16 protein-coding genes are annotated in these 17590 nt (G+C 45.5%); 11 read left to right on the top strand and 5 right to left on the bottom strand.

What is annotated here, in order from left to right:
• Positions 1 to 83: 83 nt before the first annotated feature.
• Genes A8708_RS06600 through A8708_RS06575 form a run of 6 tightly spaced genes read left to right on the top strand, consistent with a single transcriptional unit; the run spans position 84 to position 7410 of the window.
• Positions 84 to 2324, top strand: a complete 2241-nt coding sequence (locus A8708_RS06600) for a phage tail tape measure protein (RefSeq protein ID WP_068662710.1) — start codon at positions 84 to 86, stop codon at positions 2322 to 2324.
• Positions 2321 to 3214 carry a distal tail protein Dit gene (locus A8708_RS06595; RefSeq protein ID WP_068662709.1) on the top strand — a complete coding sequence of 298 codons (894 nt, stop codon included), beginning with the start codon at positions 2321 to 2323 and terminating at the stop codon, positions 3212 to 3214. Before A8708_RS06600 ends, A8708_RS06595 begins: the two co-directional genes overlap by 4 nt.
• A gap of 11 nt (positions 3215 to 3225) precedes the next feature.
• Positions 3226 to 4005, top strand: a complete 780-nt coding sequence (locus tag A8708_RS06590; RefSeq protein WP_068662708.1) for a hypothetical protein — start codon at positions 3226 to 3228, stop codon at positions 4003 to 4005.
• Between the two features lie 17 nt (positions 4006 to 4022).
• Positions 4023 to 5405, top strand: a complete 1383-nt coding sequence (locus A8708_RS06585) for a hypothetical protein (RefSeq protein WP_068662707.1) — start codon at positions 4023 to 4025, stop codon at positions 5403 to 5405.
• Between the two features lie 23 nt (positions 5406 to 5428).
• The gene (locus A8708_RS06580) at positions 5429 to 7171 is read left to right on the top strand and encodes a phage tail protein (protein WP_068662706.1); all 1743 of its coding nucleotides are present in this window, start codon (positions 5429 to 5431) and stop codon (positions 7169 to 7171) included.
• Positions 7171 to 7410, top strand: coding sequence for a hypothetical protein (locus tag A8708_RS06575; protein ID WP_157264565.1), 240 nt, complete (start codon positions 7171 to 7173; stop codon positions 7408 to 7410). The genes A8708_RS06580 and A8708_RS06575 overlap by 1 nt, the downstream gene beginning before the upstream one ends.
• On the opposite strand, the gene A8708_RS06570 is transcribed toward A8708_RS06575, so the two are convergent.
• On the bottom strand, positions 7411 to 7950 hold the full coding sequence (locus A8708_RS06570) for a stalk domain-containing protein (RefSeq protein WP_068662704.1): 540 nt from the start codon (positions 7948 to 7950) through the stop codon (positions 7411 to 7413).
• Positions 7951 to 8036: 86 nt separating this feature from the next.
• On the opposite strand from A8708_RS06570, the gene A8708_RS06565 reads away from it, so the two are divergent.
• The 4 genes from A8708_RS06565 to A8708_RS06550 all read left to right on the top strand — a co-directional run bounded on the left by A8708_RS06565 (position 8037) and on the right by A8708_RS06550 (position 10571).
• Positions 8037 to 8435, top strand: a complete 399-nt coding sequence (locus A8708_RS06565; protein WP_068662703.1) for a phage holin family protein — start codon at positions 8037 to 8039, stop codon at positions 8433 to 8435.
• Positions 8432 to 9166, top strand: coding sequence for a DUF1906 domain-containing protein (locus A8708_RS06560; protein ID WP_068662702.1), 735 nt, complete (start codon positions 8432 to 8434; stop codon positions 9164 to 9166). Before A8708_RS06565 ends, A8708_RS06560 begins: the two co-directional genes overlap by 4 nt.
• A gap of 141 nt (positions 9167 to 9307) precedes the next feature.
• Positions 9308 to 9673, top strand: a complete 366-nt coding sequence (locus A8708_RS06555) for a hypothetical protein (RefSeq protein ID WP_068662701.1) — start codon at positions 9308 to 9310, stop codon at positions 9671 to 9673.
• Positions 9674 to 9965: 292 nt separating this feature from the next.
• Positions 9966 to 10571, top strand: a complete 606-nt coding sequence (locus A8708_RS06550; RefSeq protein ID WP_204787478.1) for a carbohydrate-binding family 9-like protein — start codon at positions 9966 to 9968, stop codon at positions 10569 to 10571.
• Between the two features lie 792 nt (positions 10572 to 11363).
• Here the strand turns inward: A8708_RS06550 and A8708_RS06545 are convergent.
• Positions 11364 to 12563, bottom strand: a complete 1200-nt coding sequence (locus A8708_RS06545) for an ornithine--oxo-acid transaminase (protein ID WP_068662700.1) — start codon at positions 12561 to 12563, stop codon at positions 11364 to 11366.
• Positions 12564 to 12795: 232 nt separating this feature from the next.
• On the opposite strand from A8708_RS06545, the gene A8708_RS06540 reads away from it, so the two are divergent.
• On the top strand, positions 12796 to 14214 hold the full coding sequence (locus A8708_RS06540) for an aspartate ammonia-lyase (protein ID WP_082927302.1): 1419 nt from the start codon (positions 12796 to 12798) through the stop codon (positions 14212 to 14214).
• 56 nt (positions 14215 to 14270) lie between these two features.
• Here A8708_RS06540 and A8708_RS06535 read toward each other — a convergent pair whose 3' ends face one another.
• The 3 genes from A8708_RS06535 to A8708_RS06525 form a co-directional block, all read right to left on the bottom strand.
• Complete coding sequence (locus A8708_RS06535; RefSeq protein WP_068662698.1) at positions 14271 to 14633, bottom strand: glyoxalase superfamily protein; 363 nt, start codon at positions 14631 to 14633, stop codon at positions 14271 to 14273.
• Positions 14634 to 14665: 32 nt separating this feature from the next.
• Positions 14666 to 15580 carry an arginase gene (gene rocF, locus A8708_RS06530; RefSeq protein ID WP_068662697.1) on the bottom strand — a complete coding sequence of 305 codons (915 nt, stop codon included), beginning with the start codon at positions 15578 to 15580 and terminating at the stop codon, positions 14666 to 14668.
• A 215-nt stretch (positions 15581 to 15795) separates the two neighbouring features.
• Positions 15796 to 17541: a SulP family inorganic anion transporter gene (locus A8708_RS06525; protein WP_068662696.1), complete on the bottom strand. Its 1746-nt coding sequence runs from the start codon at positions 17539 to 17541 to the stop codon at positions 15796 to 15798.
• Positions 17542 to 17590 lie beyond the last annotated feature (49 nt).

Below are 17590 nucleotides of genomic sequence, written 5' to 3'. Positions count from 1 at the left end.
TTATTTTGAATTATTGCAGTTTACACAAGAAGCGAAGATTACTCCCGTCGATCAAGTCGGGTTCTTATAAGGAGTGAGGGGAATTGGCTGATATTGAAGTTGGCGATCTCGTCGCAAGGATAAGCTTCGACGATACTGGACTGAATAGTTCAATGGCTGCAATTAATAGGCAGATTAGACTTGTCCAATCGGAGTTTGATAGAGCGTCGTCCTCACTCCAAAATTACGGTAGTGCTGAGGAGCGTTTGCAGGCAAGGTCGACATCTCTAACACAACAAATGTCACTGCAACAGCAACGTATAAATCTATTAAATCAGCAGTTTCAAGAATCAGCCCGTGAGAAAGGGCTTGATGCAGCAGCCACACAACAATTAGCGATCCAACTCAATCAGGCGCAGACATCGTATAACAGATTGGAAAATCAGCTTCAACGAGTCAATACTGAATTGGCGGCACAATCCACGCAAGTTGAGGAAACAGGACAATCGTTTAAGCGAGCAGAGATTGATGTTGCCGCATTCGGTAAAGCTGCCGCCGCTGGTATTGCCGCCGCTGGTTTAGCATTTGCTGGTGTGGTCGCGAAAGCCGTGAGCTTCTCTGACGATCTGACGAAGGCACTCAACAAAGCTAAGTCAGCAACAGGGAACTTTGAAGCTGAAAATTATGAGCTCAAAGAAGTCATGGTGGATCTCTTTAATCAGGGTTTCGGGGAAGACTTTGCAGATATAGGAAAAGCCATAACGACTGTAGGTCAGGTAACGGGTGCGACTGGTGTAGAACTTGAACGGATGACAAAGAGTGCGTTTTTGCTTAGTGACGTGTTCGAGTACGATATAAATGAGAGCACCAGAACAGCTAAAACGCTGATGACTAATTTTGGCATATCTGCTAATCAAGCTTTTACTCTAATCGCACAGGGAGCCCAAAACGGGGCTGATAAAAACGGTGACTTACTAGATACTTTGAATGAATATGCACCTCAATTTAAAGCTCTCGGGTTCTCAGCCAATCAGTTTACGGATGTTCTAATCGCTGGTGCAGAAAACGGCACATTCTCCATTGATAAAGTTGGGGATGCAGTAAAAGAGTTTAATATCCGTGCAAAAGATGGCTCAAAAACAACTGCGGATGGCTTCAAATCACTTGGCTACGATGCCGATAAGATGGCACAGACATTTGCAGCAGGTGGAGAGAAGTCAGTAGCAGCATTTAACGCTTTGATCACGAAGTTATCCGAGCTTAAAGATCCAGTTGAACAAAATCGTATTGCGATTGAGTTGTTCGGGACGCAGTTTGAAGATATCGGATTATCAGCAACGGTAAACCTTGGAAACGTTGAGTCAGTTGCGAATCAAACAGCGGATACGCTTCAACAAATCAACAACACGAAATATGACTCTGTTGGGGAAGCCATTCAAGGTATTGGCCGTAATCTCCAGACAGGTATCCTCTTACCTCTCGCTGATAAGGTGTTGCCTAAGTTGCAGGAGTTTACGGACTACATTAAAGTTCACATGCCTGAGATTCAAGCTAACATTTCAGCAGCACTCGATGTCGGCATCAAGCTTTTTGATAAATTAACGGTAGCTGTGAAATTCCTAATAGACAGCATGGATATCCTATTACCGGTTATCGCTGGGGTGACAGCAGCCATCGTAGCGCAGACCGTTATCGATGGATTGGTGAAGCTCTATAAAGCTTGGCAGGTCGCCACAACAGCACAGACAACGGCACAATGGCTTCTGAATTTAGCATTGAACGCTAACCCTCTCGGACTCGTAGCACTCGCTATCGGGGCAGTGGTGACGGCAGGCGTGCTTCTCTATAAGAACTGGGACACAGTCACAGAAAAACTCGGACAGCTATGGGATTACATGAAAGATATCGGCGGCAAGATTAAGACGTTCTTTGGTGAAGTGTTCGGAGGATTAGCGACAGGGTTCAAGGGGTATGTAAATACGTGGATTACGTCTCTTAATGCACTTATCCGAGGGCTTAACAAGTTGAAATTCGATTTTCCTGACTGGGTTCCAGGCTTAGGCGGGAAGAGTTTCGGCATTAATATTCCCACGATTCCGATGCTAGCAAATGGTGGGAATATTGCTGAGGCAGGTATGGCGCTTGTTGGTGAAGCTGGTCCCGAGTTGTTAAAGCTACCTAAAGGAGCTCAGGTACAACCACTGATAGGGCCGAATGCAGTATCCTCGCAACCACAAACTATGGTGGCAAATGTGTATCTAAATAGTAAGCAGATAGCGACAGCCGTTGCAGGTCCTCTGAATGATCTCACGCGGACGCAGAGAAGGGGGATGGGAGTTTCATGAGCATAAACGGAGGCTTTACACTTGGCGGGCAAACAGCCAGACAACTTGGCATACGCATGCTCCGTACTTCTCAACGTCCAGTCTTACCTGATACGGTGGATCGCACTCTTGGCATACCTGGTCGCAATGGATTATGGGATTTTGGCGCAGATCTCAATGCGAGACAGTTTAATTTAGAATGTGTGATACTGCGTACGAATAGCACTACACTCCAGCAGCAAGTAAGTACGTTGGCAGCATTCCTTCTTGACCAATACGCCAAACCGAGAACACTTGAATTGGTGTTCGATAATCAACCCGATCGTACTTATTATGTGCGATATTCGGGTTCTTTGGCGATTGATCGAGTAGTAGGCCGGGGGCAGTTCACGTTGCCACTAGTAGCCTTCGACCTATACGCATATGCAGATCTCGATTTCATGGACGAAGAGTATTTATACGATACTGATTTGGACTACGATAGTGGACTCTATTATCCAAATTCACGAATGGTGCAAGACTATTCATTTGTTTCACCTGGAATGGTGGTGATAGTTGGCGAGGAGCGTAAGTGGTCTGGCTTTGTCTGGGCTTATCCGGAGCAATACAGCACATTAATGAATTACAGTGCCATGTTTACTCCGATGATAATGCGGATCTCTGGTACCGTAACGAATCCGACAATTACCAATGTCGTCAACGGCCAATCGATGACGATAGCAACAACGATTACCAATCAGACACTAGTCATCGATTGTACTAAATACACTGTGAAGATTGACGGTGTAAATGCCCTTGAATACGTGACTGGTGACATCTTAGGACTTGCACCGGGAGAGAATCAATTCTTGTTCACTGGTACGAATCCAAATGCCAGTATCACATATCAATGGCGACATAAATTCATCTAGGGGGATTCTACATGGCAGATCAATTAATTAGAGAGGCTTTACCTTTTCAGAGCACACCGCTTTGTCCTGTTCCGCAGTACTGGAACGGAACTAGTTATGAGAAAGTCCAAGGCGCAGCAGGGGCGATGAGTGTTGTTATTCAAGGTGGTGTCGCAATTACTGGTGGTACTTCCTCGATAACAGTAGCAGATGGGTCGGATGCTGCACTTGGTGCCAAGGCTGATGCTTCTGTATCTACAGCAGGGAACGGTAGTGTTATTGCGCTACTTAAAGGACTCCAAAGCATTTTAGGGCTTGTTGGGGCGTCCCCAACTGCTAATACAGTAAATGATAGACTTAAAACACTCGCTACAAGTACTGGGGCGATAACTGATGCAGCTGCAACAGGCGACGGTAGTTTGATCGCCATCCTCAAGCAATTACGTACTATTTTAACTGATGCATGGGACGACCCAAATAATGCGCTTAGAGTTCGGAGTACAATCTTAGCGACACCTGTAGTAGGGACGCAAGCAAATGCATGGAGTGCAGTAGCAGCTGGCGTAGGTGCAACGTCAACTGCTGTCGATACCCAGTATCAACCACAAATAAGCGCTTTTGGAAATGCCAGTGCAGCAACTACGATAACACTTCAAGTATCTCAAGACAATACAAATTTTTATGACACGCCTGTGACTCAAGTGTTAGCCGGGGCAGGGAATTTTCATTTGACGGTAGCGACAGGGGCAAGATACGCGAGATTGAAAACAAGCGCCGCAGCCACCATCACAGCGACTATTGCGGGCAAGTAAGAGAGGAGTGATGACGAATGGCAGAAATCAGCCCCATTGGGCCGAAAATAGAAAGTCAGCCTCTTAATGATAACTTTGCAGCGTTAAATGCGGACATAGCGGCACAATCGAGCACAGGTCAACAAGTAAATAGTATGGGCATTAATGTGAGATTCCCACCTGCACCTATTGTAGCACCTGTATATAATGGTGTTGTCATCGATGATGCAACGGTTATAGCTTGTGTTAACTTAGCGTCGAGTACAGGGTTACCTTTGTATTTTCCAACGGGTAGGTGCAGGGTATCAATCACTGGTTCGATTATATTAAATAGCAACATTAATGTGTACGGTGATGGTCGTGGGAAATCGCTCCTCGTAACAACAGATAATGACCATGTATTCATCACCTATGACTGTAGCGCAAATGATATATACTATCCTTCTGTAAGAGATATAGGGTTTGAAAATCTTGGTGCATCACCATCCTCATTAAGTGCAGCTATTAGGATTATTGATGGGGGAAATAACTTTTACTTTAACTACGCTAGATTCTCCAGCATATATTCTGCAGGATCTTATGACATGATCCGCTCTGAAAAAAGCGCGAATAGTTCAGGGGAAAATTTAATAAATTTCGGTTTATATACAGGTCTTCACTGCACAAATGCAGGAGCTACACAGACTGTAAATGGGATTAACTTCTTGTACGGATCTGGAACAGGTAATATCTTTACAGATCTCGCACTGATATGCACTGGCAATGGAATTAGCATAGGGTCGGGATCTGGACCTCAAAATGTTGGGGATATCATTATTTGTAACTCGCAGTTCGCTCTCGCTAATCGAGGTATTAAGCTTAATGGATCTTTAACAGCTTACACCTCAAATATTAACATTTCGAATTGTCAATTTGACGCTAATATCGTCAAGGGATATGAGCTCATTAACATGAATGGATTTAATATTCTCGGTTGTATCGGTACTCAGAACAATCTCCTTACAAATTGCAATTCGTATTCAGTAAGGAACCACGGATCTCGAAGAGCAGAATACTATGTAAACAGCTCCAATATCCTAACTACGCAACAGCGAGCCATCTTCAAAGTTAAGTTACCGGCAGGATTTTTCAGTGGCGTTTCGGTAACGATTATTTCTAATGCGTATGTAGATGGGATAGGTTCGGCAACAACTTCGACTAACTTTTTAGCAACTAACAATAACTCAAGCCCAGCATCCGCGACGAAATTCACAGAAAATAAAATAGGTGCAGGAGTAGTCACACACTCATATGGTGTTTCGGGTCTAGAGGTTACATTTCGTGTTGAAACCAATTCATTAGCTAATGGCAGTATTGCCCACAGTTATATCCAGATAACAGGGGAAAACTATGAGTTAACATTATTGGACGAATTCAACTAAATATTATTACAGGAGTGTATCCAATGATCAAAATCTATAACCAATCGCTCCAGCTCACCGCCATCCTCGAAAACGCCTATGCAATTGGATATGAGACGCCTCTGAATTCACTTTGGACGGCGTCTTTTTCATTGCCAGCAAATGACGAGAAGAACGCGGAATGCCTGCCACTCATGTTCGTTGAGATCTTCGAAGGGGATACCCGTGTCGATCTCTTTCGGATCGTGCCTAACACAGCGACACGCTCCAGCAGCGGGGAGACGATCTCCTATGAGTGTGAGCATGTTCTGGCTACGTTGTTTGATGATGTCCTATTCCAATATCACACAGTGGGTAATCTCGGATTTTACACGGAAGATGTAATCGACTATATCCTCGATGCTCAGACAGTAACACGCTGGCAGACGGGTAACGTGTATTTCACTCGCCAGTTTGAGTACAACTATGAGAATGAGAACTTGCTTGGTGCACTGTTTGCGGTACCAAAACCATTTGATGAGGAATTCCAGTGGACGTGGGACACATCTTCCTATCCGTGGACGCTTAACCTCATCACACCAGCAAGCGGTGTGCAGGCGTATATCCGCTATGGCGTGAACATGCAGGGCGTGACGAAGGTGACAGACCCTACAGAGCTATGCACAAGGATTTTCCCACTTGGTTATGGAGAAGGGGTGAATCAGCTCACCATCAGAGAGGTGAACGGCGGCTTACCTTACATCGACTCTGACACGATCGGTACGTATGGTACGATAAGCCGCATCTTTGTGGATCGTCGATTCAACTCTGCGGAGTCGCTGCTTGGCCGAGCACAGACCATTCTCAATGAGCTCAAGACACCGCGAATCACGTACAGTGTTGATGCTTCTGAGCTTTATGCTCTGACTGACGATCCACTTGATCGCTTTATTACGGGTACGCAGGTACGGATCATCGACGAGGAGCTCTCGATTGATGTGATTGCCAGAGTAGTGAACGTGAGTAAATCGGATATCACTGGTGCGCCTGGTGACGTGCAGATCCAGATCGCCAATAAGCCTGCCGACATTGCCAGCAGCATAGCTGATCTAGCGGACAGGCAGCGGATTAGTGAGGTGTATGCTCAAGGTGCAACTAACATTGATTCGCATGATTTCGCGGATAACTGTGATCCGACTCATCCCGCGGTGTTGAGGTTTTGGGTGCCTTCAGAGGCGATAAGGATAAATAAGGTGCAATTGTCTTATGATTCTGAGGGTTTCCGAGCTTATAGCAAGGCAATTGAGGGTGGAGGAGCTATCGCAACGAGTACAGCAGCCGGTGGTGGAACGACGCAAACTTCTACGACATCGGATGATTGGAATTTGTTTGCGATTAGTATTCCTCAAGCAGTAAGTTTTTTCCCTGACCATGACCATGGCGGAGAGGTTTCTGATGATGGGGGTCACTATCACTCCCTTACAGCCGATCACACACATGATGTAACATTGCCGAATCATATGCACAATATTACACTTCCCAACCATACACACGGGATCGAATATGGTATTTTTGAGGGACCAACCCCGTCATCAGTAACAGTCAAGGTAGACGGGAACTCAGTACCGGGTATGGGTGTCAGTGAATCCAATGTAGACCTAATTCCATATCTTGCGGTAGATGGTGATGGTAAAGTACTTCGTGGTCAGTTTCATGAAATACAAATTACGCCCAATAGTCTTGGCCGCATTGTTGCAACTGTTATTGTTCAGTTGTTCGTGCAGTCGAGAGGGGGAGGAGATTTCTAGTGAGAGTCATATGCAGAGACAAAATGGTGGCACAGGGTATTTGTGAAGAGTGTGAAGAGTCAGATTTTGATATTGTTGGAATGTCCAATCAACTACTGACGGTTATAAGATCACAGCCGAGTTGGGATCAAACTGAATTGCTGAAATATTTAAAGGCAGAAGGCTGGTCCCCAACGGACTATTCCTTCTGCCTTAGCTTATTGAATCGCAATAATAAGATTACTTTAATGTCAGATTAACTATTTAACGTAGAGAATATCAAGCTTTGTGAGATCGCTGATATTTAATAAAGAATCGCCATTAACATTGGTCATTTTAATTACATCACCTTTAGGTGTTGTGGCAGTAAATGAATTACCGTTTGTGGCCTTCGAGCCCTCAAAAGTGAATAGTGTGACACTGTTAATGCTTGCAGAAAATACAGTGTTGTTCGTGTCGGGTACCGTACTAACTTTCAAATTATTCATTGCAGCGTAATCTCGTAATGATATCCAGTCCGCGCTATTAACTGTTTTTTCACGGAGTACGATCGTGCCATTGTTGAAATCTACTTCTTTCCCTAGCAATCCAGCTAGCTCACGCACAGGTAAATAGCTTGACCCTTCATAAATAAGCGGAGTGTTTTCGAGCTCTGCTTTATTGCCGTCCACTTGAACAGTGAAGTCCGGGCGAAGGAACGCTTTTACTTCTGTTATAGCTGATTCAGCGAATGACGTACCTGCAGTAGCTAGAATAGCACCAGTTATTAATCCCACGAATAGCATCTTATATTGTCGCATATTAGCACCGTCCTTTTAATTGATTATACCAATTAATACTAGTAATATCGCCAAAAGTTTCACTATTAAAACTCGGGAGGGTAAAAATGGACTCATCTACTATTAAATTCCTAATCGCGGTAAGCGGCTCAGCCGCATCATTCTTATTTGGGGGCTGGACTCAACTGCTATCGATCCTACTAACATTCGTAATTTTAGACTACGCATCTGGCGTAGCTGCAGCAGGTAAGGAAGGAAAACTAAATAGCAGTGTGGGCCGTTGGGGCATTGCAAAGAAAGTTATGATTTTTGCTATTGTAGCTGTAGCGCATCTTGTCGATACAGCGCTTGGTGATTCCCATATGTTCCGTGATGCCGCTATATTCTTCTACTTGGCTAACGAGTTGTTAAGCCTGATTGAGAATGCCGGCAGACTAGGGGCGCCGATCCCTCCACTATTAACGAAAGCTGTACAGGCACTAAAGGACAGAGGTGACAAACAATGAAAATGGGATTTGATTGTGCAACTCCACTCACTGCGGATCTCGCAAAGCGATTCAAAACTGGCGGATATGACTTCGTTGGACGCTATCTCGTACCAGGTGGTTGGAAGGCGCTCACGGCTGCTGAGGTTAAGACGATTGGTGATGCTGGCTTAGGGATCATATCCGTGTTCGAGACTACTGCTGATCGTGCACTAGGTGGATACGAGGCAGGCAAGAGAGATGGAGCTATAGCGGTTCAGGTGGCAGCTCAGGTGGGACAGCCTGATGGTAGTTGTATCTACTTCGCAGTGGACTTTGACGCTACGAGCGCTCAGATGGCTACAGTGATCGATTATATCCGCGGTGCAAGTGAAGCCACTCCCAACCATACCACTGGCGTGTACGGCTCGTATGACGTGATCGTAGCAGTGAGGAATGCCGCGGTGTGTTCGCGCTTCTGGCAGACCTATGCATGGAGCGGTGGCCGTCGTGCTGATCTGCTCGACATCTACCAATATAAGAATGATGTTCAAGTAAACGGGATCGGCATTGACTTTAATTCGGTGTTTACGGATGCTGGTGCGTGGACGTTAGTGAAGGAGGAAGAGGAGCATATGATGAAAGTTGAAGATGCAAACAAAGTGATTGCCTTCCTATCTGCTGCTTACGCGGCTACGGATAGTGAAGAAGCAAGAGCAGAATTTCACCGTCTGGCAAATGAATTGAGAAAAGTTTCTGGACAGACTCTATAATAAATGGTATTATATGTATAAATCGTAAAGCATACGTCGAAGAAGCCTCGTTGGGAAAGCATCCCACGGGGCTTTTTGTGTTGTATAATATCCTCATTTTCGAATATAATAGGAACAAATGTTCTTGGATGAGGTGTGTTAATGACCACAGAAGAAGAAATGGATGACATCATTAAATGTATCGTTTTGCCATTGCTGATAGATTTGGTCGACAAATGGGAGTACTTCCCTCTCGCAACGCCATTGAAGCATTTGCACGAAAGCCAGTTTCAGGATCTACGTGATATGATTACGATAGACCACGTTGAAGTTAAACAACGGTTGAGAGCTACCAATGTGAAAATGGTGAAAAAGGAAAAGTTTAGTCCATCGCTGGATTACACAATTTACGTTCGCGGCGGAGTGGAAAACGTTGGTTTTATGAAGGGGCACATTAAATCTATAATGTCGCAATCCCTGGGCAAGTATGTCGCTAGGCTGGACTGGAGTAAGTTTAAAAATTATTAGTAACGATGCTTGAGCCATAAATACGCACTTATAAAATGTCTCGCAGGGGCTTACCACTACGAGGCTTTTTGTTGTTAAACGTACCCACACTTTTACCCACACTTTATTAAAATTAATAATGCTGTAGTGGCGCGTTCTGTTGAATCGGGGTAATTATAAACCCTTTACGAGAAAGGGTTTATTCGATTCCAAACTAAAAACTTTTCGTGCGAAAAGAAGTGCTATAATATGATATTAATATAGTCTATAAGAATTAATTTGGTAGAGTAAGGGGAAACGGATGCAGATGCAGATGAGATACACTTGTCGATATGTAGATGAAATTAATCTTGTAAAATGGGAAGAGATGGAAGTCGGCTATTTACGTGATGTGGTGTCAGCGGATGTTCCGACGCTAGAAACACGTTTTCGCGCATGCTGGACTGCGGATAGTCTACATATTCAATACGAATGTGAGGATGGCCATGTGGTTGCGAACATGACTCAGCGAGACGAACCTTTGTATGAGGAAGACGTCGTAGAGGTGTTTCTCGACCCATTCGGCGGCGGTACGACGTACTTCGAGTTCGAAGTGAGCCCGCGTGGCGTGTTGTTTGATGCGTTGATCCATAACAAGCTAGATGGGAACATGGAAGTCGATACCTCGTGGATTGCTGAAGGGTTCCAAGCAACGGTAGCAGAAAGACCTGATGGATCGCGGGTGTATGAAGTTCGGATTCCCTTCGCGGATTTAGATGACGCAGGGGTGCCGCAATCCGGTACAGTCTGGCATTGGAATGTTTTCCGTATCGACGATGATCGCGACGGTGTTCGGCACTATTCCGCTTGGTCGCCTACGGGGAAAGTCAATTTCCATGTTCCTCAGCAGTTTAGGGAACTTGTGTTTAGTAAGGGGTGAAGAAGGGGGTTGCAGTGGGCTGCTGTAGGGAATTTGCAGGGTAACTGCGGAACTGTAGTAGAAATACTGCAGAACGATTGCAGAACAACTCACTAATAGTCCGAGTGGCTCGTGTAAGTTGAATTAGTCCGAATTTGCCCACTTAATCTAACGATTCGCCCCTGCAAAACACATTTAGTCCGAAATAACCCATCTAAATCACCCGAATCAACCCTCACATAGGGAAAACGGTGAAATAAGTGGGCATAATCGGACTATTTGCTGTTCGTAGCGAGAAACTCTCGAATTAGTTCGGGGAAATCGGACTAAATCTTCTACTGGAATGAGGGGGGGAGCTCCATATGCTGCGTATACTTACCATAGTGATCACCTGAGGCTACTTCAACAAGTTACAATATAGCTACTTAAAGAGCCAACTACTGTAACAAGTTACAATATAGCCACTAAAAGAGCCACCTACTGCAACAAGTTACAATATAGCTACTAGAAGAGCCACCTACTGCAACAAGTTACGATTTGGCTACTAAAAGAGGCACATACTGGAAGAAGTTAGTCTATAGCTACTAATGTGACAGCTAGGTGCAACAAGTTAGTTTATAGCGATGAAAGAGGCACCTAGTGTAACAAGTTGTCAATACATGGATAGTCGAAATAATCGACTATCTGCTGCCCGCCAGGCCGCGCGACCCCCGAGATAGTCGAAATAATCGACTATCTGCTGCCCGCCAGGCCGCACTACCCCCGAGATAGTCGAAATAATCGACTATCTCGGACCGCCAGCGCCGACCCGGCTCACTCCACTCGCAAGACTTCGTGAAGCTGCTGCCAAGCCCAATCCAACTCATCCTTCGTAATGATTAGCGGAGGCGCCAAGCGAATGATGTGCTCGTGTGTTTCTTTGCACAGCAAGCCTTTGTCCTTCAATGCTTCGCAGAATGGCCGGGCCGGGACCGTCAAATCGATTCCGATGAATAAGCCGCGGCCGCGAATCTCCTGAATGAGCGGGTTCTCGATTTCCTGAAGCCGCTTCAGGAAATAAGCCCCCAGTGCATCGGAACGCTCTGCGAGCTGTTCCTGCTCGAGCACTTCAAGTGCAGCAATCCCGACGGCGCAGCCGAGTGGATTGCCCCCAAACGTCGAGCCGTGCGAGCCCGGCTCGAACAGCTCAAGAACCTCACGATCTCCGGCTATGGCCGAGATCGGAAAAACACCGCCGCCAAGTGCTTTGCCCAGCACATACAGGTTCGGCGTGACGCCTTCCCAGTCGCTGGCAAAGCGGCGGCCCGTGCGGCCGAATCCCGTTTGGATTTCGTCCGCGACGAACAACACCTGATTCGCCTTGCAGAGCTCATAGCTTTCCCGCAGGAAGCCCTCCTGCGGAATGACAATACCAGCTTCGCCTTGTATAGGCTCAACCATAAAGCCAGCCGTGTTCGGCCCGATGGCTTCACGTAAAGCATCGACATCGCCGTATGGAATCATTCGGAATCCTGGTGTGAAAGGGCCGAAGCCGCGCTTATACTCCGGTGACGAGGAGAAGGATGTTATTGTCACGGTTCGGCCATGGAAATTGCCTTCGCACACAATGATCTCCGCTTCATCAGCGGGTATCCCTTTAACATCATACCCCCATCGACGTACCGCCTTAATCGCGGTTTCAACCGCTTCGGCCCCCGTATTCATAGGTAAAATCATGGGTTTACCTGTATATAACGCCAACTTCTCATAAAACTGTCCTAGGATCTCGCTATGAAAAGCTCTGGAGGTTAAAGTCACTTTGCCAGCTTGTTCAACTAATGCATTCAGTATATGCGGATGGCGATGTCCTTGATTCAGAGCAGAATACGCACTCAGCATGTCCATAAATCGCTGACCTTCGGGGTTCTCTACCCAAACACCTTGGGCTTTGGAGATCACCAGAGGCAGTGGGTTGTAATTACGTGCACCATATTTCTCCGTTTGCTTAATGATATAGGAGCTTTGATTAACCATGTGAATTCCTCCTGTCATTAGGTCCTAGCTTCTTCAAGTTGTACTTCATTGTATTCTATTATTAGCGTACGATGACTTCCCGAGTATATAATTGAAAAATAGGCGAGAATTTGCAATCTGTGCATATCCCTCATTTTTAAGCAAAAAATAACCATGGACTTATGGTCGTACCGGTTTGTTCTGAATTTCCGCTTGGAGAATGAAAAATGAAGTGAAAAAGGATGGTAGTCGAATGACGTATCGCATCGAGAAAGACTTTTTAGGAGAAAAGCAAGTCCCATCTCATGCCTATTATGGTATTCAAACGATGAGAGCAATCGAAAATTTCCCGATCACAGGCGTTACCATTCATGTTGAGCTGATTACAGCGTTAGCAGAAGTGAAGCGTGCAGCGGCACAAGCGAATATGGATACTCACATGCTGCCTAAGAAAATTGGTGAAGCCTTAGTACAAGCTGCAGAAGAAGTGAGCAAGGGAAGCCTCGTCGAGGAATTTATTGTTGATTCCATTCAAGGTGGAGCAGGTACCTCGATCAATATGAATATGAACGAAGTGCTGGCCAATCGATCCCTCGAGATTTTGGGTGAGGCCAAAGGAAGCTACTTCCACTGCAACCCGAACAATCATGTGAATATGTCTCAATCGACGAATGATGTTATTCCAACTGCAATTAAAATAGCTGCCTACCGCTTGTCGGAGCAATTAATAGAAGCTTTAACTTCCTTACAAAGTGCTTTCGCACGGAAAGAAATTGAATTCGATGATGTGATCAAAATGGGGAGAACACACCTCCAAGATGCCGTTCCGATCCGAATGGGGCAGGAGTTTGGCGCTTATGCGCGTGTACTGATGCGTGATATCAATCGTATCAAGCAGGCGATGCGTGGACTTCTCATCGTTAATATGGGAGCAACGGCCGTTGGTACTGGGCTCAATGCCAAGCCGGAGTATGTGGAGCGCGTGATGTTCCATTTGAAAACGGCTGTAGGCATTCCAGTTGAAATCTCTGAGCATCTCGTCGATGGCACACAAAACATGGATGCGTATACCGAGCTATCTGCATCGCTCAAGGTATGTGCAGTGAACCTCTCCAAAATCTGCAATGATATCCGGATGATGGCTTCCGGACCGCGTGCAGGACTAGGTGAGTTGAAGCTCCCGCCTAGACAGCCAGGGTCATCCATCATGCCAGGCAAAGTAAATCCGGTGATGCCTGAGGTAGTCAATCAAGTGGCCTTCCAAGTCATTGGCAATGATCATACGATCTGTCTTGCTTGTGAAGCGGGACAATTCGAGTTGAACGTCATGGGGCCAGTCTTAGCCTTCAATCTCTTGCAATCACTCAAAATATTACGAAACGCAGCCAGCGTATTCGAGCGCTTCGCCATAGAAGGCCTAGAAGCCGACCGTGAACGGTGTAAGAATTACGTGGAACAAAGCTTCGGCATCGTGACTGCATTAAATCCACACCTGGGCTACGAAGTCGCCGCGCAGTTGGTGAAAGAGGCGGTGCGGACGGGTCTAACTTTGAAGGAACTCATTTTAGAAAGAGGACTTCTGACAACCGAAGAAATTGAAGAAATCTTGAATCCGATTCAGATGACCACGCCAGGTATCGCTGGCGACAGACTGCTGCGCCCCGCAGATTAAGGTAACAACGAACAATACCCCCATCTCAATGGATGAGATCGGGGGTATTTGGTGCGTCACAGCGCCAGTCTTTCGAAGAAGATAATCCTATTACCAAAAGGATCAGTCACAGTGACTTCTTGTGTGTCCCAAGGTGTCTTGTGGATGCCGGGGCGAGAATACTTTGATTTATACGCTGCCAATTGGCTGTGAAAAGCTTCGATATCTGCCATTTCAACGCGAATAGCAGCACCAGGACTGCAATCCCCGTGATGTTCGGATAAATGGATCGTGAGTGTATCCAAGGTAATTTCCATGTAAAGGGGCATATCAGGTTCAAAACGGTGTTCCCAAGCCAAGGTAAACCCTAAATAATCAAAGTAAAATTCTCTGGCTTTCGCTTCATCAAACATTCGGAAGATAGGTGTTGCCCCTGAGATAATCGGAATAAGATTCCCTCCTACGCAATCGATTATAAAATTTGATCACCGAAGAATGAACTGATAAGGCTTAGGGCGAGTTCGGAGGTTTTATTACTTTCATCCAGTAATGGATTGACCTCAACGAATTCAGCTGACGTTACAATGCCCGCTTCATGCAGCATCTCCATAGCGAGGTGAGCTTCGCGGAACTGAAGACCACCTTTGACCGTTGTTCCTGTCCCTGGTGCCTCGGTGGGATCTATGGAATCAACATCATAACTAAGATGGACACCATCTGTTCTTATTTTAATATAATCAATCGCTTCTTGCATCACAAGGGCCATCCCTTTGCGGTCAATATCGTACATCGTATAACATTTGATACCTAGTGAACGAATCAGCTTCTTCTCCCCTTCATCCAACGAACGGGCTCCGATGAGCACAATATTCTCAGGTTTCACTTTGGGAGAGATCCCGTTGATCTGGGTCAACAAGGGATGCCCAATGCCAAGGCTTACGGCAAGCGACATTCCGTGTATGTTTCCGGAAGGACTTGTTTCTGGTGAATTTAAGTCCGAATGGGCATCAATCCAAATGACCCCCAGCTGCTTATAATGACCAGCCAAGCCTGCGATTGTACCGATGGCAATACTGTGGTCGCCACCGATAACGAGCGGGAAATAATCTTGTGTTACGACGTCAGATAGTTGTTGGGCCAATCGCGTATTTATATTAAGAACTTCTGGGAAATACTTGAGATTTGTGGTATCCACTTGTGCATCCAGGGGGGGGAGATTCTCCGTAAGATGCAAATCTGAAACATGATCAACGCTATAGCCCATTTGCTGTAAGGTGGGAAGTAGTCCTGCTTCAAAAATGGCGTTAGGCCCATGACTTGCACCTCGGCGACCTGCTCCTAGATCAAAATTGACACGGATTGCAGCGATTTTTGGTGGGATACTCATCGGATCAACTCCTTCTGATGGATAATGGTGACAATAAATCCTCCGGCCCACACTCCTCTGACTAACATTCCCAATCTGCGTGTAACCATCCTTCTATAGGATATGACGTTATATTTTCTTTGTTCTTTTGGGAAATCCTTTTTGTGTGAGGTTATAAAAAAACAAACAAGCTTGGGCGGATCTGCGTCCAGCTTGTTTGTTTTTGAAATCGATATTCAATCAAAGGGCGTTCGAACATTAATAACTCGTGGGTCAGACAGGTGTTTGCATTCGCGGAATGCAAAGTGCTTGCACCCTAAACATTGAGAGTGGTTCAGTTTCGTTAAGGCAAAGTTAACGGCGTCCCCTGTTGTATCGAAGAAGTGTTCCTGCCCAATCCAATCGTCCAATCTTGTTTTGCGTAGCATTCGGCGTGGTTGATTTTGCACTTCAGAAATGATGAAGGTGCAACCGTGCTGGCTACAGTGTTTAATAATACGTGATAAATAGGTTGCCCCTGTTGTGTCCATATAAGGAACATTTCTCATTTTCAAAAGTAAAACTTTGGGGCTGGTATGGATTTCTTCCATAATGGATTTCTCAAACGCATCGGCAACCCCAAAGAATAGAGCGCCTTCCACGGTGTAGATACTAATTTGAGGACAATTATGTTGGTCAGTAACGATATGTGCGGCTACGTGTTCATGCTTATCAGACGGGTTGGGTAATACTTTGGTAGTACTGAGTAAGTCACTCATATGTTTCACAAAAAGGATACCAGATAGTAGTACTCCAACTTCGACTGCAGTTGTCAGATCCTTAAACACAGTAAGAAGAAAGGTAATAAGCAAAACGATTGAATCCGCAGTTTTGGTTTTTATGACGTGAGCGAAGGCTTTGCGTTCACTCATATTCCAAGCAACGGCCATTAAGATCGGGGCCATACTTGCAAGCGGAATGCTTGAAGCATAGGGAGCAAATATGAGCAAGACTAGCAGCACGACAATACCATGGAAGATGCCTGAGAAAGGAGACTCCGCACCGCTCTTAATATTTGTTGCCGTTCGGGCAATAGCCCCGGTTGCAGGGATACCTCCAAACAATGGGGTTATCATATTGGCGATACCTTGACCAATTAATTCCCGGTTGCTGTTATGTCTGGTTCTTGACATCCCGTCAGCAACGACAGCAGAAAGCAAGGATTCAATGCCGCCTAACATCGCGATGACAAGCGCGGGCTTAATTAGAAATTGCATACGCTCCATGGAAAGTTCAGGGACGTGTATACTTGGTAAACTTTTCGGAATTGCGCCAAAGGTTGACCCGATGGTTGCAACCTTGTCGGGATAGAAGAGGGAAGCGATAACCGCAGAAATCAACAATCCCACTAAGGAGCCAGGGATTTTAGTGGACAGGCGTGGTGTGAGAAGCACAAGTAGTAGACAAATCACAGCAGTTAGAATGCTGTACATATTGATTGTTGAAATGTGTATGCCTAATTCCTTCATATTGGCAAGAAATTCTTGATGTTTTTGAAGATCGTGCAAGCCAAGGAAATTGGCAATTTGTCCTGTGAAGATGGTAACGGCAATTCCAGTTGTGAAGCCGATCGTGACAGGACGCGGAATAAATTTAATGACCCCGCCTAATTTGAAAATCCCCATGAATAACAAAATAACGCCAGCCATAAAACCTGCAATAAGTAAGTTTTCATACCCATATTGCATAACGATCGCGAAGATGATGGGGATAAATGCGCCTGTCGGACCGCCAATTTGAAACTTGGAACCACCAAATAAAGAAATGAGGATGCCTGCTACAAAAGTTGTGTATAATCCGTACTCAGGCTTTACGCCTGAAGCAATTGCAAACGCCATTCCTAATGGAATGGCGACAATTCCGACAATCAGACCTGAAACCAAGTCCTGTTGAAATTTTTTTTTATTGTAACCTTGGAATCTGCCTCTAAAAGAAAGTTTCATATCGAATCCCACCAACTTAAATATTTGATTATTTGAATATATATAAAAT

It is taken from the genome of Paenibacillus oryzisoli (assembly GCF_001653565.1).
In the GTDB taxonomy this organism is placed as follows: Bacteria; Bacillota; Bacilli; order Paenibacillales; family NBRC-103111; genus Paenibacillus_E; species Paenibacillus_E oryzisoli.
The sequence above is the reverse complement of the archived record's forward strand: the minus strand, read 5'-3'. Positions and strand labels throughout refer to the sequence as shown.